The sequence below is a fragment of the Nocardioides sp. SLBN-35 genome, from assembly GCF_006715725.1.
GTDB lineage: Bacteria > Actinomycetota > Actinomycetes > Propionibacteriales > Nocardioidaceae > Nocardioides.
Genome location: NZ_VFNU01000001.1, coordinates 2,946,120 through 2,971,492, shown reverse-complemented (window position 1 = coordinate 2,971,492; position 25,373 = coordinate 2,946,120). Strand labels below are relative to the sequence as shown.

The 25,373-nt window shown below is 72.7% G+C and carries 22 protein-coding genes; 5 read left to right on the top strand and 17 right to left on the bottom strand.

What is annotated here, in order from left to right:
* Window position 1 precedes the first annotated feature (1 nt).
* From tatA to pafA, 5 genes are all read right to left on the bottom strand, one after another.
* A complete protein-coding gene (tatA, locus tag FBY23_RS26850) occupies window positions 2–283 on the bottom strand; it encodes a twin-arginine translocase TatA/TatE family subunit (protein WP_141798768.1) in 282 nt (93 codons plus the stop codon).
* 59 nt (window positions 284–342) lie between these two features.
* The gene (locus tag FBY23_RS14395; protein WP_141798767.1) at window positions 343–1,350 is read right to left on the bottom strand and encodes a YafY family protein; all 1,008 of its coding nucleotides are present in this window, start codon (window positions 1,348–1,350) and stop codon (window positions 343–345) included.
* 94 nt (window positions 1,351–1,444) lie between these two features.
* Window positions 1,445–2,407 (bottom strand): YafY family protein, encoded by a 963-nt coding sequence (locus tag FBY23_RS14390; protein ID WP_141798766.1) that lies wholly within the window; start codon window positions 2,405–2,407, stop codon window positions 1,445–1,447.
* Window positions 2,388–3,494 (bottom strand): FKBP-type peptidyl-prolyl cis-trans isomerase, encoded by a 1,107-nt coding sequence (locus FBY23_RS14385; protein WP_260806580.1) that lies wholly within the window; start codon window positions 3,492–3,494, stop codon window positions 2,388–2,390. Before FBY23_RS14385 ends, FBY23_RS14390 begins: the two co-directional genes overlap by 20 nt.
* A gap of 39 nt (window positions 3,495–3,533) precedes the next feature.
* Window positions 3,534–4,895, bottom strand: coding sequence for a Pup--protein ligase (pafA, locus tag FBY23_RS14380; RefSeq protein WP_141798764.1), 1,362 nt, complete (start codon window positions 4,893–4,895; stop codon window positions 3,534–3,536).
* Window positions 4,896–4,939: 44 nt separating this feature from the next.
* On the opposite strand from pafA, the gene FBY23_RS14375 reads away from it, so the two are divergent.
* Entirely contained in the window at window positions 4,940–6,289 is a 1,350-nt protein-coding gene (locus FBY23_RS14375) for an FAD-dependent oxidoreductase (RefSeq protein ID WP_141798763.1), read from the top strand.
* A 45-nt stretch (window positions 6,290–6,334) separates the two neighbouring features.
* On the opposite strand, the gene FBY23_RS14370 is transcribed toward FBY23_RS14375, so the two are convergent.
* The 5 genes from FBY23_RS14370 to dop form a co-directional block, all read right to left on the bottom strand.
* A complete protein-coding gene (locus FBY23_RS14370; protein WP_141798762.1) occupies window positions 6,335–7,297 on the bottom strand; it encodes a hypothetical protein in 963 nt (320 codons plus the stop codon).
* 169 nt (window positions 7,298–7,466) lie between these two features.
* Window positions 7,467–8,360, bottom strand: coding sequence for a proteasome subunit alpha (gene prcA / locus FBY23_RS14365; RefSeq protein ID WP_141798761.1), 894 nt, complete (start codon window positions 8,358–8,360; stop codon window positions 7,467–7,469).
* Window position 8,361: 1 nt separating this feature from the next.
* Complete coding sequence (gene prcB, locus FBY23_RS14360) at window positions 8,362–9,216, bottom strand: proteasome subunit beta (RefSeq protein ID WP_141798760.1); 855 nt, start codon at window positions 9,214–9,216, stop codon at window positions 8,362–8,364.
* Between the two features lie 6 nt (window positions 9,217–9,222).
* Window positions 9,223–9,420: a ubiquitin-like protein Pup gene (locus FBY23_RS14355; RefSeq protein ID WP_141798759.1), complete on the bottom strand. Its 198-nt coding sequence runs from the start codon at window positions 9,418–9,420 to the stop codon at window positions 9,223–9,225.
* Window positions 9,421–9,498: 78 nt separating this feature from the next.
* A complete protein-coding gene (gene dop, locus FBY23_RS14350; protein ID WP_141798758.1) occupies window positions 9,499–11,007 on the bottom strand; it encodes a depupylase/deamidase Dop in 1,509 nt (502 codons plus the stop codon).
* A 104-nt stretch (window positions 11,008–11,111) separates the two neighbouring features.
* Between dop and FBY23_RS14345 the strand changes: the two genes are divergently transcribed.
* Window positions 11,112–11,927, top strand: coding sequence for a DUF1206 domain-containing protein (locus FBY23_RS14345; protein WP_160158239.1), 816 nt, complete (start codon window positions 11,112–11,114; stop codon window positions 11,925–11,927).
* 223 nt (window positions 11,928–12,150) lie between these two features.
* Here FBY23_RS14345 and FBY23_RS14340 read toward each other — a convergent pair whose 3' ends face one another.
* The 7 genes from FBY23_RS14340 to FBY23_RS14310 are packed head-to-tail and all read right to left on the bottom strand — an operon-like array spanning window position 12,151 to window position 20,859.
* On the bottom strand, window positions 12,151–13,359 hold the full coding sequence (locus FBY23_RS14340) for a cysteine desulfurase-like protein (RefSeq protein ID WP_141798756.1): 1,209 nt from the start codon (window positions 13,357–13,359) through the stop codon (window positions 12,151–12,153).
* Window positions 13,356–14,561 (bottom strand): amidohydrolase family protein, encoded by a 1,206-nt coding sequence (locus FBY23_RS14335; RefSeq protein WP_141798755.1) that lies wholly within the window; start codon window positions 14,559–14,561, stop codon window positions 13,356–13,358. Before FBY23_RS14335 ends, FBY23_RS14340 begins: the two co-directional genes overlap by 4 nt.
* Window positions 14,558–15,637: a DUF917 domain-containing protein gene (locus tag FBY23_RS14330; protein ID WP_141798754.1), complete on the bottom strand. Its 1,080-nt coding sequence runs from the start codon at window positions 15,635–15,637 to the stop codon at window positions 14,558–14,560. Before FBY23_RS14330 ends, FBY23_RS14335 begins: the two co-directional genes overlap by 4 nt.
* Complete coding sequence (locus tag FBY23_RS14325; RefSeq protein ID WP_222117823.1) at window positions 15,634–17,199, bottom strand: hydantoinase/oxoprolinase N-terminal domain-containing protein; 1,566 nt, start codon at window positions 17,197–17,199, stop codon at window positions 15,634–15,636. The genes FBY23_RS14330 and FBY23_RS14325 overlap by 4 nt, the downstream gene beginning before the upstream one ends.
* Before the next feature lie 42 nt (window positions 17,200–17,241).
* A complete protein-coding gene (locus tag FBY23_RS14320) occupies window positions 17,242–18,237 on the bottom strand; it encodes an ABC transporter permease (protein ID WP_141798753.1) in 996 nt (331 codons plus the stop codon).
* Entirely contained in the window at window positions 18,234–19,793 is a 1,560-nt protein-coding gene (locus tag FBY23_RS14315; RefSeq protein WP_141798752.1) for a sugar ABC transporter ATP-binding protein, read from the bottom strand. The genes FBY23_RS14320 and FBY23_RS14315 overlap by 4 nt, the downstream gene beginning before the upstream one ends.
* A gap of 10 nt (window positions 19,794–19,803) precedes the next feature.
* Window positions 19,804–20,859, bottom strand: a complete 1,056-nt coding sequence (locus tag FBY23_RS14310; RefSeq protein WP_141798751.1) for a sugar ABC transporter substrate-binding protein — start codon at window positions 20,857–20,859, stop codon at window positions 19,804–19,806.
* 255 nt (window positions 20,860–21,114) lie between these two features.
* On the opposite strand from FBY23_RS14310, the gene FBY23_RS14305 reads away from it, so the two are divergent.
* The 3 genes from FBY23_RS14305 to FBY23_RS14295 are packed head-to-tail and all read left to right on the top strand — an operon-like array spanning window position 21,115 to window position 25,263.
* Window positions 21,115–22,701: a hydantoinase/oxoprolinase family protein gene (locus FBY23_RS14305; RefSeq protein ID WP_260805968.1), complete on the top strand. Its 1,587-nt coding sequence runs from the start codon at window positions 21,115–21,117 to the stop codon at window positions 22,699–22,701.
* Window positions 22,694–23,746, top strand: coding sequence for a DUF917 domain-containing protein (locus FBY23_RS14300; protein WP_141798750.1), 1,053 nt, complete (start codon window positions 22,694–22,696; stop codon window positions 23,744–23,746). Before FBY23_RS14305 ends, FBY23_RS14300 begins: the two co-directional genes overlap by 8 nt.
* Complete coding sequence (locus FBY23_RS14295) at window positions 23,743–25,263, top strand: PucR family transcriptional regulator (RefSeq protein ID WP_141798749.1); 1,521 nt, start codon at window positions 23,743–23,745, stop codon at window positions 25,261–25,263. Before FBY23_RS14300 ends, FBY23_RS14295 begins: the two co-directional genes overlap by 4 nt.
* The last annotated feature ends 110 nt before the right edge of the window (window positions 25,264–25,373 follow it).

Genomic DNA, 25,373 nt, shown 5'->3' with positions numbered 1-25,373 from the left:
GTCAGGCGTTGTTCTCGCGGCGGTCCTCGACGATCTCGCCCTCGGCCACGTCGTCGAGCCGCGTGTCGGCGGCGTTCAGCTCACCGGTCGGCGTCGTGGGCTTCTTCTTGTCGTCCTTGTCCTCGTCGTCGCGGAGCCCCTTGGTCTCGGCCTTGAAGATGCGCAGCGCCTGGCCCGTGCCACGGGCCAGGTCGGGGAGCTTGGCGGCGCCGAAGACCAGCACCACGATCGCCAGGATGACGAGCCACTCGGCGCCCTGGGGCATTCCGATCAGGGGAAACATCGGCGGGGACCAACTCTCGATCGTCGGGTTGTGCAGACGTGGACCATCCTACGCCGCTCTCACCGGTACAGCCTGAGGGTCTCCTGTGCCCGAGCGGTGAAAGTGTCGGTGAATTCCACAGGTCGGACCACCGTCGCGTGCGGCGCCAGGCGCAACAACAGCCGGGTCAGCCACCGCCTGTCGACCACGACCAGGTCGACCTCGGCCGACCCGTCGTCGTGCGGTCGGACGTCGCGCATCGGGTAGTAGTCGGTCGCCCACCGTGCCTGCGGGCCCAGCCGCAGGGTCACGACGGTCGCGTCCGGGGCCGCGTCGTCGGTGAACAGCCCGTCGCTCAGGTCGCGTGGCTCCCGGTCGGGCGCCGTGCGGGCCGACGGGAGCAGCTCGGCCTTGGTGATCCGGTCCAGCCGGAACAGGCGGTCCCCCTCGGCGCGGTGACAGTAGGCGTCGAGGTAGGAGAACACGCCGTGGGTGACCACGCCGTACGCGTCCACGACCCGCTCGGACTCCTCGTCGCGCGAGGGCACGAAGTAGAGCAGCCGGATCTGCCGGTTCGTGGCCACGGCCTCCTCGACCAGGGCGCCCAGCTGGGCGGCGACGACCTGCTGGGCGTCGCGCGGCGAGGGCGTGATCTCGACGTGCGGCGCGCCCGCGGCGGCCTCCAGCTTCGCGAGCACGCGGTCGACGAGCTCCGGGGTCGCACCGGCCGCGGCGGTGTCGCGAAGCATCCGCAGCGCGACGATCATCGCCGACGCCTCCGTCGCGCTCAGCCGCAGCGGCCGCGCGAGGTAGTCGGCGTTCTCGACCCGGATCACCCCCTCGGTGACCGGGCTGCCCTCCTCGGTGACGATGGCGTCCAGGTCGACGTCGATCAGGTCGTCCGGCAGCCCCCCGGGCAGGCCGCACATGAACAGGACCTTGAGGTCCCGCACGACCTGCTGGGGCGTCGTACCCAAGAGCTGGGCGGCCTCCTCCAGCCGGACCCCGTCACGGTGGTGCAGGAACGGCACCAGGGTGAGCAGCCGCGCCACCTGGTCGCGGGCTCCCGGTGCGGCAGTGCGGCTCATTCCAGGGCTCCCAAGGGATGCGGTTTGGTCCCAAACCGCACACTTTTCCGGCGTGTCGTTGCGGTTTGGGACCAAACCGCAACCGCACGGCCGGTCACGACACCGCCTCGACCAGACGCGCGACGACCTGCTCGCGGACGGCGGCCGGCTCGACCAGCACGACGTCGGGACCGTGCGACAACACCTCGTCGGCCAGCCCCTGGGTGGGCCGGACCAGGACCAGCCGGTCCCAGCGGGTGCGGTCGTCGGGTCCCTCGACGCCGGCCTCGATCCGCTCCGCGGCGCGCCGCAGGCCGTGACCGGCGCCGTCGCGGACGAGCAGCACGGCGGTCGTGCTGGGCGTGGGCGGCGCCATCCGGCGAGCGATCTCGCGCACGTCGGTCTCCGGCGGGACGTCGTACGCGCGCGGTGGACCGACGAGCTCGACCTCGCCCTGGACCCGGGAGAGACGGAAGACCCGTTCGGCGGCACGGTCGGCGTCGTACCCGACGAGGTACCAGCGGCCCGAGTAGCGCACGACGCCCCACGGCTGGACCCGGCGGCGCATCGGCGCGTCGGCGTCCGGGCGCTGGTAGTCGAACTCGATCGCGTTGCGCTCGCACACCGCGACCCAGCACTTCTCGAACGCCGGCTCCTCCGCGGTCAGCAGCGGCCGGGCGATCTCGAGCGCGTCGAGGTCGACGTCGATCCCGGCTGCCGTGAGCTTGCGGACCGCGTCCGTGGTCGCCTGCGCCATGGTGGCGTGCTGCCAGACCCGGGAGGCGATGCCGACCACGGCCGCCTCCTCCGGCGTCAGCTCGACGTCGGGCAGCGCGAACGCCTCGGGCGGGATGCGGTAGCCGACCTCGTCCTCGAAGAGCGGGTCGATGGTCGCGACCTCGACGGGGACGCCGAGGCTGCGCAGCTCCTCCTTGTCCCGCTCGAACATCTTCTCGAAGGCGTCGGGGCGGGAGTCCGGGTACAGCAGCTCGCGGATCCGCTCCTTGGCGATCGGCCGGCGCTGCACCAGGAGCATGATCAGCAGGTTGAGGAGACGCTCACTCTTCGGTGCTGGCATCCGTGCTCGGCTCGGCGCTGGGGTCGGTGGCGCCGTCGGTCGGAGCCGCGCCGTCGGTCGGCGTGGCCTCGGGGGCCGGCTCCGGCTTGGGCGGCGTGTCGGCGGCGTCGAGGATGTCGACGACGAAGTAGAGCGTCGAGTTGGCCGGGATGTCCTCGCCCTGGGCCTTGTCGCCGTAGCCGAGCTTCGGCGGGATCTGGATCAGCACCCGGCTGCCGACGGGCAGGCCGACGAGGGCCTGCGACCAGCCCTTGACCACGCTGGCGTCCTTGCCGCCGACGACGGCCTCGAGACCGGTGTGCTTGGAGTAGCTCTCGTCGAACGGCTTGTCGGCGCCGGGGATCTGGCCGAGGTAGCTGGCCAGGATGGTCTGACCCTTGGCGACGACCGGGCCGGTGCCCTTGACGAGCGTGGCGACCTCGAGGTCGCCGGACGGCTTGGGCGCGCCCTTGAAGTCGAGGCTGGTCGGTACGCCGTCCGTCTCAACCACCTTCGGTGCCCAGCCGGGCGCGGGCTCCTCGGAGCCCTCCGGTCCGGCGATGCCGGCGATGTCGGCGACGAACAGCAGTCCGTCCTCGTTGCCGATGTCGAGGCCCGCGAGCAGGCCGGCCGCCTGGCTGCCGAGGTAGCCGCCGAAGGCGACGTCGCTGCCGACGGTGACGGCGATCCGGCTGCCGACCTTCTGGCCCGCCTTGATCTGGTCGGCGAAGCCGAGGGACAGCAGGTCGGTGAGGGTCTGCGGCTCCTTCTCGGTACCGACGGTGACCAGGGTGCTGAGCGAGGTCGCGGCATAGCTGTCGAACGGCACCTTGTGGGTCCAGCCGTCGGCGAGAGTGAACTCGACCCGGACGACGTCGCCCTTCTTCAGCGCCGCGCCGTCGCCCTCGGTGAGCACCTTGGCGACCGGCTTCTTGGCTGTCATCACGGACTTCCAGTCCAGCTTCGGCGCCTCACCGACCGGGCCACTGATCGTGACCGCGTCGAGGCCCTTGGCCTCGTCGGAGTCCGACCCGCCGCAGGCGGCGAGCACGAGGCTCGCCGGGAGCAGGGTCGACAGGAGGAGCATCGAGGGACGTCGCAGGCGCATCAGCACGCGCAAACCCTACCGAGTGCCCGAAGGCTCGTGTCACATGCCGTCGATAAGGCGTTGCACCCGCTCGTCGTACGCCCGGAACGGGTCCTTGCAGAGCACGGTGCGCTGCGCCTGGTCGTTGAGCTTGAGGTGCACCCAGTCGACCGTGAAGTCGCGCCGCCGCTCCTGCGCGCGGCGGATGAACTCGCCACGAAGCCGGGCACGGGTGTTCTGCGGCGGGACCGACTTGGCCTCGAAGATCTTGAGGTCGCTGGTCACCCGCGCGACGGCGCCGCGCTTCTCCAGCAGGTAGTAGAGGCCGCGGCCGCGGTGGATGTCGTGGTAGGCGAGATCGAGCTGGGCGACGCGCGGGTGGCTCAGCGGGATGCCGTGCTTGGCACGGTAGCGGTCGATGAGCTTCCACTTGATGACCCAGTCGATCTCGCGGTCGACCAGGCTGAGGTCGTCGGACTCGACAGCCTTGAGGCCGCGCTCCCACAGGTCGAGGGCCCGCTCGATGATCGGCGTCGAGAGGCCGCGCCGGTCGACGAAGTCGCGCGCCTTGGAGAGGTACTCGCCCTGGATGTCGAGCGCGCTCGCCTCGCGGCCGTTGGCGAGGCGGACCTTGCGACGGCCGGTGACGTCGTGGGAGATCTCGCGGATCGCCCGGATCGGGTTCTCCATCGTGAGGTCGCGCATCACCACGCCCTCCTCGATCATCCGCAGCACCAGGTCGCACGAGGCGACCTTGAGCATCGTGGTCGTCTCGCTCATGTTCGAGTCGCCGACGATGACGTGAAGACGGCGGTACTTCTCCGCGTCGGCGTGCGGCTCGTCGCGGGTGTTGATGATCGGGCGACTGCGCGTGGTCGCGCTGCTCACGCCCTCCCAGATGTGCTCGGCGCGCTGGCTCACCGAGTAGCTCGTGCCCCGGGGCGTCTGGGTGACCTTGCCGGCGCCCACGATGATCTGGCGGGTCACCAGGAACGGGATGAGCACGTCGGCCAGCCGGCTGAACTCGCCGGCCCTGGAGACGAGGTAGTTCTCGTGGCAGCCGTAGGAGTTGCCGGCCGAGTCGGTGTTGTTCTTGAAGAGATAGATCTCGCCGGCGATCCCCTCGTCGTGCAGCCGCTGCTCGGCGTCCAGCAGCAGCCCCTCGAGGACCCGCTCCCCCGCCTTGTCGTGCGTGACGAGCTCGGCGACGTCGTCACACTCGGGCGTGGCGTACTCCGGGTGGCTGCCCACGTCGAGGTAGAGGCGGGCCCCGTTGCGCAGGAACACGTTGCTGCTGCGACCCCAGCTGACGACCTTGCGGAACAGGTAGCGCGCGACCTCGTCGGGGCTGAGCCGACGCTGCCCGCGGAACGTGCACGTGACGCCGTACTCGTTCTCGATCCCGAAGATCCGACGGTCCATGTACGCACATTACTGCTGTGCTGGGCAGCGGGTACCGCACACGCATGGACGCGCCCGAAGAGTTCTCGGAGTCATACGACGTGGTCGTGCTCGGCGCAGGTGCCGTCGGCCTGCTCACCGCCCTGCTGCTGGCCCGTGGAGGCTGCTCGGTGGCGGTCCTGGAGGCCCGTCGGATCGGCGACGGGACCACCGGGCACAGCACCGGCAAGGTCAGCCTGCTCCAGGGCACGAAGCTGAGTCGCGCTCTGCGCACCAACCCGTTGCCGGTGGTGCGGCGCTACCTCGAGGCCGGCACGGAGGGCCAGGCCTGGCTGCGCCGGTACTGCGAGGGGCACGGCCTGTCGGTGCCGGGGCGGGTGGCGTCGACGTACGCCGTCACGGACCGGGGCGAGGACCGGGTCCGGGCCGAGCTGGACGCCGCGACGCGAGCGGGCCTCCCCGTCCGATCGACGAGGGACACCGAGCTGCCGTTCGCGGTACGGAGTGCCGTCGAGCTCGACGACCAGTTCCAGGTCGATCCCTCACGGCTGCTGGACCTCCTCGTCGCCGACGTCGAGGCCGAGGGCGGTCAGGTCCACGAGCAGGTCCGGGCGCTCGACGTACGGCACGCCGGTGAGGGCGTCCGGGTGCGCACCGAGAACGGCCGGGTGCTCCGTGCCGGGTCCGCCGTGGTCGCCACGAACCAGCCCATCCTGTTGCGCGGACTCTTCTTCGCCCGCCTGCGGACGATGCGGTCCTATGCCGCCACGTTCGCGGACGCGTGGGCGCCGGCCGGCATGCACCTGTCGGCCGACGACGACACGCGCTCGCTCCGCTCGTCCCAATCGGGCGGCGAGCCGCTGCTGATGGTCGGCGGGGCAGGCCACGTCACCGGACGCGGTTCCGCCGCCGCGCACCGCGACCGGCTCCTGGACTGGACCCGGGAGACCTTCCCGGGCGCCTCGCTGCGCCACGCGTGGTCGGCGCAGGACCAGTCCCCCGTCGACGGCCTGCCGTACGTCGGCCCCGCCGTCCCCGGCGACCACCGGATCCAGGTCGCGACCGGCTTCGACAAGTGGGGCCTGAGCACGGCTCCGGCTGCCGCGCTCCTGCTCGTCTCCGACCTGCTGGGCGGCGGCCGGCCCTCCTGGGCGGACGCCCTGCGCACGTGGGCGCCACGCCAGGCGCTGGCAGCACCGCAGGCGGCGGTGACCAACGCCGAGGTGGGCTGGCAGCTGGCCTGCGGGCATGCCGGACGGCTGCTCGCGGGTGACCGCCCGCCGCTGTGCACCCACCTGGGCGGCGTACTGCGTTGGAACGACGCCGAGGACTCCTGGGACTGCCCGCTGCACGGCTCGCGGTTCGCCGCCGACGGATCGGTCCTCGAGGGGCCGGCGGTTCGACCATTGCGGTGAGAACTGACGCGGTTTGGTCCCAAACCGCAGCAATTCTGCTCGAAATCACGCGGTTCCTGCCCAATCGACCGGCGTCGTGGAGCGATACCAGCGGTTCATCGCCCGCGCCCTGCCGGTCTCCGAATAGAGCGAGTCGGCGACCAGAGCGCGCCACGCCCGCAGCCGCTTGGGTTTGTGGGGCCGGCCGAGGACGCGGTCGAGTTCGTGCATCAACAACGCCGCGTGGTTCAGGAGGTCGTCAAGGGCGAAGCCGCGACGAACGTAGCGTGTGTTGGCCAACGCACGCTCCCGGCGGAGGTCGCGTCGGTGGACGTTCTTGTCGCGATGCACCTCGCCGTCGTACTCGTGGATGTCGATTCGGCCGGTCACCAACAGATCAGCACGGCACACGAAGGTGCCTTGGTCGTCGTAGATGTCCACCTGCGGCTGTGTCGGGATCTGCATCACCTGGTGGAACCAGTAGAGGAGCGTCTCACCTGCCGACTCCGACCGAGCGTTCCGCCCGTTCCAAACCCGCCGGAGCCGGCGTACTCCTGGTCTTCTCGACGTCAGGACCTCCTGGATGTCGCCATCCGTGACGTGGCCTTCACGGACGGCGGACTCGACCATGATCGCGAGGTCCAGGTCGCCCATGTCGCGCGCGCTGCGCAGCAGGATCTCCGCGGGAGGGTCGACGGGCAGGTCAAGCACAGTCAGGGCTTTCGTCTCGTGTGTCAGGCGAGAGCAGATGAGGCCCGGTCGCCGGGGTCGCTTGTTCCCGCGTACGGCCGCGAAGTGAGGTACCTGTTCCGGGAGCGCCGGCAGGTCCCAGCCGAGCAGCCGAGCTCCCGTGATGTGCGTGAAGGCGGCGCCCTCCGGGAGCACGAGCAGCAGTGCGCTCAGATCCTTGAGGAAGTTGTCCCACGGGCTTAGGCCCGGAGTTTCAGGACGGAAGAGACCATGAGCGACGCGCTGGCTGCCCGCGCTCCTCACCTCGCCACGTACGGCGCCGTCGGACCCGATCTTCATGCCCAAAGCGTCGAGGGCAAGGCCGTCGCGATCAACCGCAGCTTTGGGACCTGTGGAGAAGCCGGCGGCCGCGCTGGCACTCGAACCGTGGATTGGGCACAAACCCCAGGTTCCGATCCCGAATTCATGCGGTTTGGGACCAAACCGCATGAATTCGGGCCGTGACGACCTAGAGCGGGGGCGCGACCGGCGGCTCGCCGGAGGGCGGCCCGCCGGAGGGCGCCTCGCCGCTGGTCGGGTTCTCGAGCGGCGGGATGTTGCCGGAGACCTGGTCGGTCGGGTCGGCCGGGTCGTCGGTGGCCGAAGCGGAGGCACCGGTGCCGGGGGCGCCGTCGTCAGGGAGCGGGGCAGCGTGCTCCGGAGTGCCGCGGGGGCCGAGAAGCTCGGCGACCCGGGTGGGACGCAACCGCGAGAACTTCCGCGGCTGGGTGCGGGTCCGGTCGAGCACCGCGACCTCGAGGTCCTCGACGGGGATGACCCGGTCGCCGTCGCCGGTGTGCCCCAGAGCGGCCACGGCGACGGTGAGCGCCTCGGCGAGCGACGCGCCGGCCGTGTAGTGCTCGGATAGGTACGACGACACGGTCTCGCTGTCGCCGCCCATCACCGCGAACCCGTGCTCGTCGGCGACCCGGCCCTCGTAGGTCAGCCGGTAGATCTGGTCGTCGGCGGCGGTGGCACCGACCTCGGCGACGAAGATCTCGACCTCGTAGGGCTTCTCGCCGCCCGAGGAGAAGATGGTGCCGAGGGTCTGGGCGTAGGCGTTGGCGAGACCGCGGCCGGTCACGTCGCGGCGGTCGTAGGCGTAGCCGCGCATGTCGGCGAGTCGGACGCCGGCGATGCGGAGGTTCTCGAACTCGTTGTAGCGGCCGACCGCGGCGAACGCGAGGCGGTCGTAGAGCTCGGACACCTTGTGCAGCGCCTGCGACGGGTTCTCGGTCACCAGCAGCACGCCGTCGGCGTACTGCACGGCGGCGAGGGACCGGCCGCGGGCGATGCCCTTGCGGGCGAAGTCGGCCCGGTCCTTCATCAGCTGCTCGGGCGAGACGTAGAAGGGGGTGCTCATCTCAGGCCTCCTCCCCCGCGCCGGGCAGGGGTGCGAGCGGTCCGTCGGGTCGGTCCATCCGGGCGCCCACGACCTGGTCGGCGAGCGCACCGATGGCGGCCTCGTCGAGCTGGACGGCGCCGTCGGCGGTCACGACCCACACGATCGGGAAGATCCGGCGGGTCAGGTCGGGCCCGCCGGTGGCGGAGTCGTCGTCGGCGGCGTCGTAGAGCGCCTGCAGGCAGACCCGGACGGCGTCGTCGGAGGACAGCCCGTCGTGCCACAGCTTCTTCAGCGCGCCGCGGGCGAACAGCGAGCCCGAGCCGACGGTGAAGAAGGAGGCCTCCTCGTGCCGGCCGCCGGTGACGTCGTAGCCGAAGATCCGGCCGGTGCCGCTGTCGAGGTCGAAGCCCGCGAACATGGGGACGACGGCCAGGCCCTGCATGGCCATGCCGAGGTTGGCGCGGATGAGGGCGGAGAGCCGGTTGGCCTTGCCGTCGAGGGAGAGGATCGAGCCCTCGATCTTCTCGTAGTGCTCGAGCTCGACCTGGAACAGGCGGACCATCTCGACCGCGAGGCCCGCGGTGCCGGCGATGCCGACCACGGAGTACTCATCGGCCGGGAAGACCTTCTGGATGTCGCGCTGGGCGATCACGTTGCCCATCGTGGCGCGGCGGTCACCGGCCATGACCAGGCCGCCGGGGAAGGTCACCGCGACGATCGTCGTACCGTGCGGGGCGATGTCTCCAGCGCCGCCGGAACCGGCCGGCAGCGAGCGGCGGGCGGGCAGCAGGTCGGGGGCGTTCTCGGCCAGGAAGTCGCTGAACGAGGAGGTGCCAGGGCGCAGGAAAGCGCCCGGGATGCGTGCGTCGCTCATCGGGGGCTACTCGCCACCCTTCTGGATGAACGACTTCACGAAGTCCTCGGCGTTGGTCTCGAGGACGTCGTCGATCTCGTCGAGGATCGCGTCGACGTCGTCGTCGAGGGCCTCCTTGCGCTCGGCCACGTCGGACTCGGGAGCGACCTCGGTCGTCTCCTCCGTCTCGTCGGACTTGCGCGGCTGCTTCTGCTCCTGGGCCATGACGCCAGCCTATCCACTTAGGCCCGGACGCGTCGGCGGCTGGCTACTACGCGTCGCCACCCGCCGACCCGTCCCGGCCTAACGGCTGAGCGCGCGGACCAACTCGTCAGCCGTGGCACACCGATCGATCAGCTCGCCGACATGGGCCTTGCTGCCACGCAGCGGATCGATCGTCGGGACCCGCTGCAGCGACTCGCGTCCGGGCAGGTCGAAGATCACCGAGTCCCACGACGCGGCGGCGATGTCGGGCGCGTACTTCTCCAGGCAGCGGCCGCGGAAGTACGCGCGGGTCTGCTCCGGCGGGTTGGTCATCGCCTGCTCGACCTCGTCGTCGGTGAGGAGACGCTGGATCCGGCCGGCGCCGACGAGGCGGTGGTAGAGGCCCTTCTCGGGACGGATGTCGGAGTACTGGTAGTCGATCAGCTGCAGCTTCGCGTCGTCCCACGCCAGCCCGTCGCGGGAGCGGTACTGCTCGATCAGCTTCAGCTTCGCGACCCAGTCGAGCTGGTCGGCCAGCGACATCGGGTCGGCCTCGAGGCGCGCCAGGACGTCCTCCCACCGGTGGAGCACGTCGACGGTCTGGGGGTCGGCGTCCGCGCCGTAGCGGTCCTCGACGTACTTCTTCGCCAGGTCGAGGTACTCCAGCTGGAGCTGGATGCCGGTCAGCCGCCGGCCGTCGGCCATCGTGACGGTCTGCCGCAGCGACGGGTCGTGGGAGACGGCGCGCAGCGCGGCGACCGGCGTGTCGACCGCGAGATCGCGCCCGATGAAGCGGTCCTCGATCATCGCCAGCACCAGGGAGGTGGTGCCGACCTTGAGGTAGGTCGCGATCTCGGAGAGGTTGGCGTCGCCGATGATGACGTGCAGCCGGCGGTACTTCTCCGGATCCGCGTGGGGCTCGTCGCGGGTGTTGATGATCGGCCGCTTGAGCGTGGTCTCGAGGCCGACCTCGACCTCGAAGAAGTCGGCGCGCTGGCTGATCTGGAAGCCGTGGTCGCGCCCGTCCTGGCCCTTGCCGACCCGTCCGGCGCCGCAGAACACCTGGCGGCTGACGAAGAACGGCGTGAGGTGCCGGACGATGTCGGCGAAGGGGGTCGAGCGGCGCATGAGGTAGTTCTCGTGCGCGCCGTACGACGCACCCTTGTTGTCGGTGTTGTTCTTGTAGAGCACGATCGCCGGGTTGCCGGGCAGCTGTTGCGCACGACGGGCGGCGTCGAGCATCACCTGCTCCCCTGCCTTGTCCCACCGCACGACGTCGAGCGGGGTGACCACCTCGGGCGTGGAGTACTCCGGGTGGGCGTGGTCGACGTAGAGCCGAGCGCCGTTGGTCAAGATGACGTTCGCGAGCCCCAGGTCCTCGTCGGTGAGCTGCGTGGGATCCGCGATCTGCCGCGACATGTCGAAGCCGCGGGCATCACGCAGCGGCGACTCCTCCTCGAAGTCCCACCGGGCCCGGCGGGCCCGCACGGTCGCCGTCGCGTAGGCGTTGACGACCTGGGACGACGCCACCATCGGGTTGGCGGTCGGCTGGCCCTGGACCGAGATGCCGTACTCCACCTCGGTGCCCATCACGCGGCGCACGCTCATGCGTCCAGCCTACGGTGTCGGACCGACCGTGCGGCGGGATGGCGCACCCCCGATCGGGTAGCGAACAGCCACGGGGGAAGAGGGGGGTGAGCCCGGTGGCGGGTGTGGAGCAGCGCACGGAGCAGGCCGCGCGCGAGGCGCGCGACAATCCCGCGGTCACCGGCGTGGCGCGGGCCGGGATGGCGGCGTACGGCGTGGTCTACGTGATCGTGGCGTGGCTGGCAGCGCAGCTGGTGCTCGGCAGCCCCGACGGCCCGGCGTCCGGGCAGGGCGCGCTGGAGCAGCTCCGCGACCAGCCGCTGGGCGCCGTCGTGCTGTGGCTGGTGGCCGCGGGCCTGAGCGGACTCGTGCTGTGGGAGGCATGCCAGGCCGTCGGCGGCCATCGCGACCAGGAGGGCGCCCAGCGCTGGGCCGCCCGCGGGGTCTCGGCCGGCCGCGGCGTCGTGTTCGCCGTGCTGGCCGTGCTGGCGATCCGGACGGCGAGTGGCCACGAGAGCTCCGGCAGCGGCTCGGGCGGCGCTACTGGCCGGCTGATGGCGTTGCCGGTCGGACCGGTGATCGTCGTGCTGATCGGCCTCGGCATCGCCTGCGTCGGCGTGTTCAGCATCGTCCACGCGGTGTCGGACCGGTGGCGACGCGGCCTCGAGCCGGAAGCCCGCGCGGGTGTGCTCGGGCAGGTGGTGACGGTGCTGGCCAGGATCGGCTTCGGCGCCAGGGGCGTGGCCTTCCTGGTGCTCGCCGGGATGTTCGTCTGGAGCGCGATCACGCACGACCCGGAGAAGTCGGGAGGCCTGGACCAGGCCATCGTCCGCTTCCGCGACGAGCCGTACGGCCCGCCGTTGATGCTGGTGGTCGCCGCGGGACTGGGGTGCTACGGCGTGTTCCACGTCCTGCGCGCCGGCTTCCTCCGCGGGAACTGAGCCGGCCGCAGACGCGACGTGCCGGGCCCGGTCCGGGCCCGGCACGTCGAGGAGTCAGCGGCTCTTCGCGACCTTGACGGCGGCGGTGACGCCGAGCGCGACGAGAGCGACGATGATGAGCTTCTTCATGGGATGGCTCCTTCGGGAGTCGGGGGTGGTCGGGACCATCATGGCAAGCCGGTGGGAATCGACGCGCGGCGACGCGCGGCCCCGCCCGCCCCGGTCAAGCCCCGAGGACCGCACCCAGCGCGGTGAGCGCGCGGTCGACGTCGCTCCGGTCGTTGTAGGGAGCCAGCCCGAACCGGAGTCCTCCGCCCACGGGCAGGCCCAGCGCCCGCGCGCCCTCGGCGGCGTAGAAGGTGCCGGCCGACGCGACGACGTCGTGCTCCGCGAGCCCGGCGACGAGCTGCTGCGGGTCGCATCCCTCGACGGTGAGCAGCAGGGTCGGGGTTCGCCGGGCGGCTCGAGAGTGGACCCGCACCCCCGGCAGCCCGGCCAGGCCCCGCTCCAGGATCCGGCGGAGCCCGTCCTCGTGCTCCTCGACCGCGCTCATCGCGCGCGCCAGCCGGCTCCTACGGTCCTCGCCCTCCTGCGCGGGCGCCAGGGACGCCAGCAGGTCGATGGCCGCGGTGGTGCCCGCAAGCAGCTCGTAGGGCAGGGTGCCGAGCTCGAACCGCTCGGGCACGGCGTCGGTCGACGGCGCCAGCTTGGCCGGCCGCAGGGGCTCCAGGGCCTCGGGACGGGCGATGAGCACGCCGCAGTGCGGCCCCATCAGCTTGTACGGCGAGCAGACCAGGAAGTCGACGTCGAGCTCCCCGAGGTGCACGGGGGCGTGGGCGGCCAGGTGCACACCGTCGACCCACACCTGCGCGCCGTGGGACCGGGCGAGCGCCGCCGCGGCGGGCAGGTCAGGGCGGGTGCCGACCAGGTTGGACGCACCGGTGATCGCGAGCAGCCGGGTCCGCCCCGAGAGCTGGGCGGCGATCCGCTCGACCGGGATCTCGGTGGTCTCCGGGTCCGGGTCGACCCGGCGTACGACGGCCCCGGCGGCGGCCGCTGCGAGTACCCAGGGCCGGACGTTGGAGTCGTGGTCGAGGGTCGAGACGACCACCTCCTCGCCGGGCGCCCAGTCGGCGGCGATGGTGCGGGCCAGGTCGAAGGCGAGCTGGGTGGCGCTGCGGCCGGTGACCACGGCGTGGTCGGTGGTGCCGAACAGGTCTCCGACGGCGCGGCGGAAGCCCTGGACGACGGCCTCGGCGTTGCGGGCGGATGCGGTCGCCGAGCCACGGTTGGACAGCGGCGCGAGCAGCACCGCGCGCATGGCGTCGGCGACCGGGAGCGGCGTCTGGGTGCCGCCGGGACCGTCGAGGAAGACGGTCCCGGCGGCCAGCGCCGGAACCAGCGACCGCAGCCGGGCGACGTCGTAGGTCACCGGACCACCCCGTCCTGCAGCACCAGTCGGAGGTTGTCGGCGAAGCGACCCAGGTCGGCCCAGTCGCCGTCGAGGACGACCAGGTCGGCGCGGGCGCCGACGGTGACCGTCCCGACGTCGTCGAGCCCGAGCAGCTCGGCGCCGGCACGGCTGGTGGCCAGGACCTCCTCGGGCCGCATCCCGGCCTCGGCCAGCAGGGCCAGCTCACGATGGTTCTGGCCATGGGCGAACACACCGCTGTCGGTGCCGAGCGCGATCCGCACGCCGGCATCGTAGGCGCGGGCGACGGCGGCGAGATGACCCTCGGCGATCCGGCGGGCCTTGGCCTCGACCTCCGGCGGCACCCGCATCCCGGCGTCGATCGACTCGACGAGGGCGACCGGCGCCAGCAGGGTCGGGACCAGCCAGGCGTCGCGGTCCAGCAGCAGCTCGATGCCGGCGTCGTCGAGGTACACGCCGTGCTCGATCGACCGCACGCCGGCGCGCAGCGCGCGGTGGATCCCCTCCGCGCTGTGCGCGTGCGCCATCACACCGAGGCCGTGGTCGGCGGCCTCGGCGACGCAGACCGCGAGCTCGTCGTACGAGAACTGCGGGTGGTGCGGGTCGTCACGGGTCGACATGACGCCGCCGGAGGCGCACACCTTGATCACGTCCGCGCCGGCTCGGGCCAGCTCGCGCACCCGCAGCCGCATCGCCTCGACGCCGTCGACGACGCAGGCCGGACGTCCGGGATGCGGAACCAGCAGGCGTACGTCGTCGCCGTGGACCGTCCAGCCGTCCGCGTGGCCGCCGGTGGGGCTCAGCACCGACACCGCGGTCCGCAGCCGGGGCCCGGGCAGCAGTCCACGCTCCTGGGCGACCTTCATCCCGAGGTCCGCGCCGCCCGCGTCGCGCACCGTCGTCACGCCGGTGGCGAGGGTGGCGGCCATCGCCCGGGCGGCCTGGAAGTACTGCAGCGAGAACGGCTCGGCCTGCAGCCGCTGCGAGTCCATCCCGTCGAAGACGAGGTGCACGTGGCAGTCGACGAGGCCCGGCGCGACCACGGCGCCGGCGATGTCGAGGACCTCGTCGGCGGCGGCCGCCAGCGGCCCGCCGAGGGCCACCTCGGCGATCCGCCCGTCGGCGACGACCACGTCGGCCCGCACCGGGGTGGTCCCGTCCCCGACGAGGACGCGACCACCCCGCAGCAGGGTGCTGGTCATCCAGCGATCTCCTCGACCGCCCGGAAGTCGGTGTCGTAGCCGAACCGGCGCGGACCGCTGATCTCGACGCCGGCCGGGGTGCGCCAGTGCGCGTCGGCCGGCAGGCCGATCACCGCGACCCGGTAGCCGTAGCGGATCACCTCGGACGGGATCGGCTCACCGGAGTCCAGCTCCATCGCCATGATCAGGTCCGGAGTGGTCGCGACGAACTCGCCGTTGCGCGTGGCCGCCAGGTTCTCGTTCTGGAAGTACATGACGAAATCCTGGCCCTCGAACGCGTCGAGACCCACCATGGTCGCCTCGCCGATGGTCCAGCCGTCCTTGTTCTGCCGTTGCACGGACTGCACCTTGCCGGTGAACAGCAGCACGCCGTCCTGCTGGTCGAGCACCGCCTGCACCGGGTTGACGTGCTGCTCGCGGGCCTCACGGATGGCGCGGCCGATGTCGGAGGCCGTCGTGAGCGCGCCGCGGACCAGCCGCTGCTTCGCCTCGGCGCCCGTCATCGGGTAGAGCGCCATCGCGGCGTTCGCACCGCTGGCCAGGACGCCGGCCCGGGCGTAGTCCTCGGCCCAGGCGTTCGTCGCGGTCTCGGCGAACATGGTGTTGCCGTGCTCGTCGAGCATCACGAAGGGCGTCGCCTTCCCGCCGTAGAGGGTCGGGGTGACCATCTCCAGCTTCGGGAACGCGCGGCCCATGCCGTCGGCGTCGATCACCGGCACCCCGGACGGCGCGGCGCACGCGAACGGCGTGACCGCGTTGAGGCCGCCGGCCTCGGCCGGGCAGACGTAGTCGTACCGCTGGCCGGTGAACCGCTCCAGCTCCTGCAGCACCCGCTCGTACTCGGCGGCCCGGGGCAGCTTCTCGATGAGCACGCCGGGCGCGCCGATGCCCGCGATGAACACGATGTTGGCGTCGTCGGGCACCTCCTCGAGGTCGACCAGCGGCACCGGGCCGTGCTTGCGGATCGCGTCGCGGGCCAGCAGCATCCCGACGTGCGGGTCGCCACCTCCGCCCGAGCCGAGGATCGTCGATCCGAGGGTCATGTCGAGCAGCGCCTGCTCGTCGATCAGCTTCATGCCAGTGCACCTTCCAACTCGCTCTTGGTGGCCGTGAACGGCCCGACTGCCTTGATCCGGACGTGCACCGCGCCGCCGCCGGGCAGGTGGGTGAGCGGCACGTCCTCCACGTCGATGACCCGGACGAGGTCCGGGTCGGCGCCGGCCTCGACGGCGAGGCGGCAGGCCTCCTCCTCGGCCTCGGCGAGCACCTCGGCCCGGGTCCGGGTGGCCAGCGAGTAGGTCCGGTCCACCTCTCCCCCGGCCTCGGCGAAGGCGGCGCCGACGGCGTTCGCGACGCCCGCCTGGTCGGGGATGACCAGGTCCTCGAGTCCCGGCACGGCCTTGAGCAGCGGGGCGCCGCCGCCGACCACGATCACGGGTACGGCGTCCTCGCTCAGCTTGGTCCGCTCGACAGCGTGCACCAGCCGGTCGCGTACGACGGCCAGCGCCTGCTCGATGGTCGCCGAGTCGATCCCGGCGGCCCGGGCGGCCTCGCCCACCTCGGGTGCGCCCGCCGCGACGGCGACATCGGTGAACGTGACGGTGGAGCCGCCGAAGACCAGCGCCTCCTCGGTGATGCGGTAGCCGACGCTCTCCGGGCCGACCACGGCGCCGCCGTCGGAGACGATCGTGCCGCCGCCGAGGGCCAGCGAGAAGACGTCGGGGATCCGGAAGTTGCTGCGGACCCCGGCCAGGCTCATCGCGACCGTGGACTCGCGGGGGAAGCCGTTCTGCAGCAGGCCGATGTCGCTCGTCGTACCGCCGACGTCGACGACCACGCCGTCCTGGAGGCCGGTCAGCAGGGCCGCGCCGCGCATGGAGTTGGTGGGCCCTGACGCGATGGTGAAGATCGGGTAGGCGCGGGCCCGGTCGAGGGACATCACGGTGCCGTCGTTCTGGGAGAGCAGCACCGGAGCGGCGATCCCGACCCCGGCCACGACCTTCTCGAGACCGTCGACGACGTTCTCCGCCAGCCCGAGCAGGGCGGCGTTGAGGATGGTCGCGTTCTCCCGCTCGAGGAGGCCGACCCGGCCGACGTCGGCCGACTTGGTGATGGTCGCGTCCGGCAGCTCCTCGGCGAGGATCACCGCGGCCCGGTCCTCCGGCTCGGGGTTGACCGAGGAGAACACCGAGCTGAGCGCGACCCGGCGCAGGCCGGCGGACCGGATCTGCGCCGCGATGGCACGCAGCCCCGGCTCGTCGAGGTCCGAGAGCAGCCGCCCGTCGAACTGGGAGCCGCCCGCGCACACGAAGATGTGCTCTCCGACGACCGAGCGCAGGTGCTCGGGCCAGCCGTTGTGCGGGAACATGCTCTGCGGCGGCGTCGCCAGCCGCACGAAGGCGACCGGCTCGAGGCCCCGGGCCTGGGCGATGGCGTTGATGAAGTGGGTCGTGCCGATGAAGACCGACGAGACGTCGGGGGCATCGACCTCGCGGAGCACCTCGGTGAGGGCGGCGAGGATGCCGGACGTGACGTCGGGGGTGGTCGGGCTCTTGGTCGAGGCCACCACCCGGGAGCCGTCGAGGACGGCTGCGTCGGTGTTCGTGCCACCGACGTCGACTCCGATGCGCAGGGACATGGGGACTTCCTCTCGAGGGTGTGGACGCGCGGATGCGCAGGGTCAGTCGCGCCGGGCGCGGTCGATGCCGACGGCGACGAGGAGGACGACGCCCTGCACGGCGCCGATCCAGAACTGGGGCATCCCACTGAGCAGCAGGATGTTGGCGAGGACGACGAGGAACAGGATCCCGAGCAGGGTGCCGAACAGGCTGCCCTGGCCGCCCGAGAACCGGGTCCCGCCGAGAAGGACCGCGGTGAGGGCGAAGAACTCGTTGCCGAGCCCGGCCGAGGGGTCCGCGGCGCCGAGGTTCCCGAGCAGCAGCAGGCCGGCGACACCGGCGCACAGCGAGCAGATGCCGTAGCAGGCCATGGTGATCGCGGTGACCGGGAGCCCGGCGAGGCGGGCGGCCTCGCGGTTGCTGCCGACGGCGTACACGTTGCGGCCGAACACGGTGCGGTTGAGCACCACCCACAGCAGTGCGAACACGACAGCGGCGACCACGATCGGGGTGCGGATGCCGAGCACCTCGCCGTTGGCAAGGGTGTCCAGCGCGGGGCTGTGGACCGGCTTGCTGGCGCCGTCGAGGATCACCCGCAGCAGGCTCGGCAGGATCGTGTACGTCGCCAGCGTGACGATGAAGTAGTTCATCCGGGCCCGGGTGATCAGCAGGCCGTGCACGACCGCGCCGATCGCGGTGGCCGCGAGCAGGCACACGACGATCATGAGGCCGTCGGTGAAGCCGTGGCCGACCAGCAGGTAGACCAGTCCCCCGGTGAAGCCCTGGACCGCTCCGGTCGACAGGTCGAAGCCGACCTGGAGGACGACGAACGTCTGCCCCAGCGCCATGACCAGCACGGCGGAGTAGGTCGCGAGCTGGAGCATCAGGAAGTCGGCGTCCCGCATCTGGGCGACGAACGGCATCGAGCCCAGGAACATCGCGAGCAGGATCAGGCCGAACAGGGTCTGCTGGCGCAGCGTCGGCGGGAGGGCGCGGACCCGGTCGAGCAGCGGGCTGCCCGAGCCGGAGGGCTCCACGGGAGCGGTCACGGCAGTCATGCGAGCACCTCTTCCAGGTTGTCGGTGGGATCGGTCGGAGGTACGACGGCCGGCGCCGTCGAGCCGAGCGAGGCGGCGAGCACCTCGTCGGGGGTGGTGGCCGAGCAGTGCCGGTCCAGGACCACGCGGCCGTCGTAGAGCACGACGATCCGGTCGGCCAGCGCGAACAGCTCCTCGAACTCGCTGCACACCACGAGCACCGCGGTGCCCTCCTCGGCGCTGGCGACCAGCGCGTCGTGGATGGCGCTGCGCGCGGCAGCGTCGACGCCCTGGGTGGGCTCGTCGGCGATCACGACCTTGGGCCGGCCGGCCAGGGCGCGGGCGACCACGACCTTCTGCTGGTTGCCGCCCGAGAGCAGGCCGGCCTGCTTGTCGGGCAGCGGGGGCCGGATGTCGTACGACGCCACCAGGCCCCGCCCGACCCGGCGCTCGCCGCGCCGCGACCGGAACAGCCCGGTCCGCAGGGTCGGGTCGACCTGCCCGAGGAGCAGGTTGGCCTCGACGGTCTGGTTGCCCATGATCGCGGCAGCGTGCCGGTCCTCCGGGATGTAGGCGATGCCCGCGGCCCGCGCCGAGCGGATGCTGCCGGTGCGCACCGACGTCCCGTCGACGGTGACCGTGCCCTGCGCCGGGTGTGACCCGGCGAGCGCCGCGGCCAGCCGGGAGCGGCCGCTGCCGCTCTGCCCGGCGACGCCGACGATCTCGCCGGCCCGGACGGCCAGTTCCGGCACGTCGAGCCCGCGCCAGCCCCTCAGGCCGGCGGCCCGCAGCACGGCCGGGGCGTCGTCCACGGCCCGGTGGTCGCGGTCGACCCGGGACTCGGCGGACAGCAGGGCGACGATCTCCCGCTCGGTCTGCGGCGTGACCGCGCAGTCGAGCTGGACCCGCCCGTTGCGCAACGCCACCACGTCGTCGGCGAGCTCGAGCACGTCCTTGAGCCGGTGCGACACGATCAGCACCGTGCCGCCGCGCTCGCGGAAGGAGCGCACCAGCGCGTGCAGCGCGACCACGCCGTCCTCGTCGAGCACGGCGGTCGGCTCGTCGAGCAGCAGGACCTGCGGGTCCCGGGCCATCGCCGCCGCGAGCTGCACCAGCTGGCGCGAGGACTTGTTCAGCGAGCCGGTCGGGCGGTCCAGCATCTCGGCCGGCAGCAGGCCCGCGACGTGCTGGGCCGCGAACCGGCGGGCCCGGCGGTCGTTGAGGAAGAACCCGGTGCGCCGCGCCGCGCTGACCAGGCTGACGTTCTGCCACACGGTGAGGTGCCCGGCCAGGGTCGGCTCCTGGGGAACCAGGACCACGCCGGCGTCGAGCGCCGAGTGGACGGACCGGACCTCGTGCGCGCCGAAGGCCAGCACCCGCCCCGCTGACGGAGCCAGCAGGCCCGCGAGGATGCGGAGCAGGGTGCTCTTGCCGGAGCCGTTCGCGCCGACCACGGCGGTGACCCGGCCGGGCGCGAAGCTGAGGTCCACCTCGTCGAGGGCGAGGGTCGGACCGAACCTGCGGGACACGGACACGACCGACAGCGCGGGTGTCGTCTCGAGACGGTGCGCGTTCACGGCCGGCGCCTCAGTAGGTGTGCGGGAGCTCGACGTACTGGATGCGCTCGGGCCACGGCACGAAGTCGGCCACGTTGTCCTGCGTGAAGATCTTGCCCAGCGGCGCCTCGACGACCTCGTTGTCGAGCTGCTCCCCCTCGAGCGAGCGCGCGACCAGCTGCGCCATCTCCTTGCCGTAGTTGGTGCCGTCGAAGTCGTACGACAGCGCCAGCTCGCCGGTCCTGAGCTGCTCGATGTTGGCGTCCTCGCCGGCCATCGTCGCGATCTTGACCTGGTCGAGCATGCCGGCCTGCTTGGCGGCGGCGATCGCGCCGGTCGCGGAGGCCGAGTTGTAGACGACGAGGGCGTCGAGGTCGGGGTGCTGGGCGAAGATGCCCTGCGCGATCTGCTGGGCGCCGGGAGCGTCGTCCTTGAGGTTGCGCTGGTTGGCGGGGTCGCCCACGATCTTCAGTCCGCCGGCTTCGAGCCCCTCGACGGCGCCGGCCACGGCGTTCTCGATGTTGTCGGTGGGGATGCCCGAGAGGACCGTCGCCTCTCCCTCTCCGCCGACGATCTCCGCGAGTGCCTTGCCGGTGTCGCGACCCCGCTCCTCGTCGGGGAAGGCGAGCTTGCCGGTCACGTCCAGGCCACCGAGGTCCTGGAAGATGAACAGCGGGATGCCGGCCTTCTTGGCGGCCGCGACGCCGGGGCTGATCGAGTTCACGTCGAGCGGGAAGGCGACGATGGCGTCGACGTCCTGCGCGATCGCCTCCTGGATGCGCTGGTTGGCGACGGCGAGGTCCAGCTGGTTCTGCGCGTTCGTCTGGTAGACGTCGACGACTTTCGCGCCCTGGGCGTTCAGCTCGGTCGCGAGCCCCTGGGCGATGCCCTCCATGAGGGCGTTGCCGGGCAAGCCGTCGATGTAGGTGACGGTCTTGCCGGCCAGCGGGCCCGAGGCGTCGATGGTCGCGGCCTTGACCTCGGGGGCGGCGGCGCCGTTCCCGGAGCCGCCGGTCGAGCCGCTGCTGCACGCGGTGATGGCGAGCGTGGCCGAGGTGGCGAGAGCGAGGAGGAGTGGACGGTTCATGATGTCTCCCGGTGGAGGGGCTGTTCGGTGTGGCGGCAGTCAAGTCCCGCCGGCCCCCGGGCACAGGAGGCATTGAGCACTGCGTCGCGTCCCGCACTGAGCACATCGCCCGATCTGCGCCCGCACCGTCGCCCACGATCCGGTCTACTGCGCCGCGACGGCCGTCACACGACTGTGCAACCAGCCCAGCGACCTCCGAGAGTGCTGTGCGGGATGCATGGTCAGCGCCCACCCCGCATCACTAGGCTGCCGCTCGTGGACCGCGTGCTGCGCCTGGGCATCGACGTCGGCGGAACCAACACCGACGCGGTGCTGCTCGCTGGCGACACCGTCGTCGCCAGCGCCAAGGAGGCGTCCACCGCCGACGTCACCACCGGCATCGCCCGCGCCATCAGCGCCGTGGTCGCCTCCCGGCCCGGCCTGGCGCGCGAGGTCGCGGCCGTGATGATCGGCACGACGCACTTCCTCAACGCGCTGGTCGACGGCTCCCACCTCGCACCGACCGCCGTCATCCGCCTCGGCCTGCCGGCGGCCGCCGCGGTGCCCCCGCTGTCGGGCTGGCCGGAGCGGCTCCGCGCGTCGGTCGGCGGTCACGTCTTCCTGTGCCACGGCGGTCACGAGTACGACGGCCGGCTGATCGCGCCGTTCGACCCTGCCGAGTTCCGCGCCGCGCTGGACGCCGCCCACCACGCCGGCGCCCGGTCCTACGCCATCTCGTCGGTCTTCTCCCCCGTCGCCCCCGACCTGGAGCTGGCCGCGGCGCAGATCCTGGCCGAGGAGCTGCCCGACGCGCCGGTCAGCCTGTCCCACGAGATCGGGACGCTCGGCCTGCTCGAGCGGGAGAACGCGACCGCGATCAACGCCGCCCTGCGCGAGCTCGCCGAGCGCGTCACCGACGGCCTCGTCGCCGCCGTACGGGCCGCTCGGGTCGACGCGCCGATCTTCCTCAGCAGCAACGACGGCGCGCTGATGGGCGTCGAGTACGCCCGCCGGTTCCCCGTCACGACGCTCGCGTCCGGCCCCGCGAACTCGATGCGCGGCGCGGCCGTGCTCGCGGGCCGGAGCACCTGCACCGTCATCGATGTCGGCGGCACGACCGTCGACATCGGCGTGCTGGAGCAGGGCTATCCGCGCGAGGCTCCCGACGACGTCAGCGTCGCGCTGGTACCGACCAACGTCCGGATGCCTGACGTGATCTCGCTGAGCTTCGGCGGCGGCAGCGTCGTGGGCGGGTCGGCGGAGCGACCGACCCTGGGCCCGCGCAGCGTCGGCCTCCGCCTGCGCCAGGACGCCCTCGTCTTCGGCGGCGACGTCCTCACCGCGACCGACATCGCGGTCGCGGCCGGACGGTGCGACCTCGGCGACCGCAGCCTGACCCGCGGTGTGCCGCGCCCCCTGGTCGACGCCGTGCTGGGAGGGGTCCGGCAGTCCGTCGCGGACGCCGTCGACCGGATGCGGCTCTCGGTCGACCCGGTGACCGCGGTCGTGGTCGGCGGCGGCGGTGCCATCGTCCCCGACGACCTGCCCGAGGTCGCCGAGGTGCTCCGGCCCGATCACCACGAGGTCGCCAACGCGGTCGGCGCGGCCGTCGCGCGCGTCAGCGGCGAGGTCGACCGGGTGGTCACCGTCACCGGCACAGGGGCGCGCGACGCCGTCGAGGCCGCCGCCCAGGAGGCGGTCGACCGCGCCATCGCCGCCGGGGCCCGGCCGAGCACGGTGCAGGTCGTCGACACCGTCCGGCTTCCCCTCAACTACCTGCCCGGCGAGGCCTACCGGGTGCGGGTGAAGGCCGTCGGCGAGCTGGCCCTCCAGGACCCGCCGCCGGAGCTGCGCCATGGCTGAGCGCCGTATCGAGCGCCGTATCGAGCGCGAGGACGTCGACGCCTTCGCCGCCGGCGCCGCGGTCCTCGGCGCGGGCGGCGGGGGCGACGTGCGGGTCGGGGCCCACCTCCTCCGGCACCTGCTCGCGGACCGCTCCCTGCGGCTGGTGCCCGCCGCGGACCTCGCGCCTGACGGCATCGTGGTCCACACCGGCGCCGTCGGCTCCCCGGACGTGATCTCCGAGCGCCTGCTCAGCCCGGTCGACCTGGCCCGGGCGGCGGCCGCCGTCGCCGAGCAGGTCATGGGGCCGATCCGCGCCGCCGCCGCCTTCGAGATCGGCGGACTCAACGCCCTCGTCGGCGCGATCGGCGCCATCGAGCTCGGCCTGCCGTTCGTCGACGGCGACCTGATGGGCCGCGCCTTCCCGAGGCTCACCCAGAACACACTGGCCCTCAACGGAGTCGCGCCGGTTCCCCTCGCGGTGGCCAGCCCCGCGGGCGACGTGGTCGTCGTACCGCTGATGGGGCCACGGGCGGTCGAGCCGATCCTGGCGGGCATCACCGCCGGCATGGGCGGAGCCGCCTCGGTCGCGGGCTACCCGATCGCCGCCGGCGACCTCGACCGGATGGGCGTGCGTGGCAGCGTCAGCGCCTGCATCGAGCTCGGTCGCCGGTTCCTGGCCGCCCGATCCGCCGCGCTGCCCGTGCTCATCGCCGACCTCGGCGCCCGGCTGCACGGGGTCGGCCGGGTCGAGGAGATCGTCCCGCGCAGCAGCGACGCCCCCGGGACGCTGACCGTGATCGACGGCGGCGACGGCGCGGTCGTGCGGGTCGACCACCAGGAGGAGTTCCTGGCGACGACCGTCGACGGCGTGCCGGGCGCGCTGACGCCCGACGTCGTCGCGGTCCTCGACAACCGCAGCCGGCGCCCGCTCCAGGTCGAGGAGGTCCGGGTCGGGCAGGCGGTCGTCGTCTGCTCACTGCCGGCGCTGCACGCCTGGCCCGAGAGCGCCCGCCACCTGGTCGGGCCGAGTGCCTTCGGCCTGGTCGAGACGGAGGAACGATGAGCGAGACGCTGCGGGTCGCGGACCTGTTGGGCGAGCCGGAGCTGCGCGACGCCCGGGTGGTCGCGGGCGCCGCCGGCCTGGAGCGGCTGGTCCTCGATGTCGCCTGGTACGACGCCGACGACCCCGAGGCCGTCGCTGACAGCCTGCTGCTGTGCCGCCCGGAGGCGGTCGCCCCGGCGTACCGGCTCGACGCGCTGGTGCGCCGGGCCCACGACGCGGGGGTCGCCGGGCTGCTCGTCATCGCCCAGGCCGAGCTGCCGCTGCTGGCCACCAGCCGGCTCGCCGACCGGCTCGCCGTACCCCTGGTGTGGCTGCCGCACGGCCGCCCGGTGCAGGTGCTGCAGGAGCTGACCGTGCGGGTGCGGGCACCGGAGCTCGCCGAGGCGCGGGTGGTGAACCGGGTGGTCCGCCGGATCCACGGCCGGCACACCGCGCCGGAGATCCTCGGCGCCGTCGCCGACGAGCTCGGCATCGCGGTGGCGATGCTGACCGCCGACGGACGCAGCCTGGTCGGTCCCGAGGTGGAGCTCCCCCCGGACATCCACCTGGACCGGGCCATCCCCCAGCGCGACGACGGCTGCCTGGTACATCCGGTGCACGACCCCGACAGCCCGCGAGTCACGGCCTGGCTGGGCTGCCGGCTCCCCCTGCCCTCCCACGGCCGGATGAACCAGGTCGCCAGCGCCCTCGCCGTCGCCGAGCCCCACGTGCGCAGCTGGCTCACGACGCAGCGGGCACAGAGCCGGCACGACGCTCTCGTCGAGCGGCAGACCCTCGCCGAGATCGTCGCGCACCGCGACGGCGTCAGCCGCGGCGTCGTGGAGAGCGCGGTGTCCCTGGGCTGGCAGCTGCAGCAGTGGCATGTCGGTCTGCACGCGGTGCCCCGAACCGGGCTCGACGACAGCGAGCGGGAGCGGGCCCGCGCCCGGTGGGCGGCCGAGCTCGCCGCCCAGGGCATCGCCGTGGTCGCCTGCCAGGACGACGGCGACCGCTGGCTGGCCTGGTCCTCCGCGGAGGCCGAGCCGCCGACCGCGGACGCGCGCGCCGTGCTGCAGCGGGTCCGCCGGGCGGCGGCCGCGATGCCCCGCGATCTCGGCATCGCGGTCGGCATCGGGCGTCCCCACCGCGGTCCCGGCGGCCTCGTCGAGACGCTCGACGAGGCGCGCAATGCGGCGCTGCTGGCGCTGAGCCACGACTACCGACCCGTCGTCGAGCACTCCGACGAGCTCGGCGTCGCGCGACTGCTGGCCACCTGGCAGGAGTCGGAGGTGACCCGGTCCTTCGCCGAGACCGCGCTCGCTCCGCTGATGGATGCCGCGTCCCAGGGCCTGCTCGCGACCCTGCGCGCCTATCTCGAGTGTGGCGGGTCCGTGGTCGAGACGGCCGCCGCGACCGGGGTGCACCGCAACACGATCACCACCCGGCTGCAACAGATCCGCGAGCGGCTCGGCGTCGACCTCAACGACCCCAGCCAGCGGCTCGCGCTCCAGGTGGCCTGCCGGTCGCTGCGGGCCTGAGCCGGTCCCGATGCGGCCACCGGCCCAGCCGCTCCCCCGGGTCTGTGCACCTCGCCCATGCCCCGTGGCCGGGACCCGGACCTAGCGTCGGAGGTCCCCGAACAACAGGA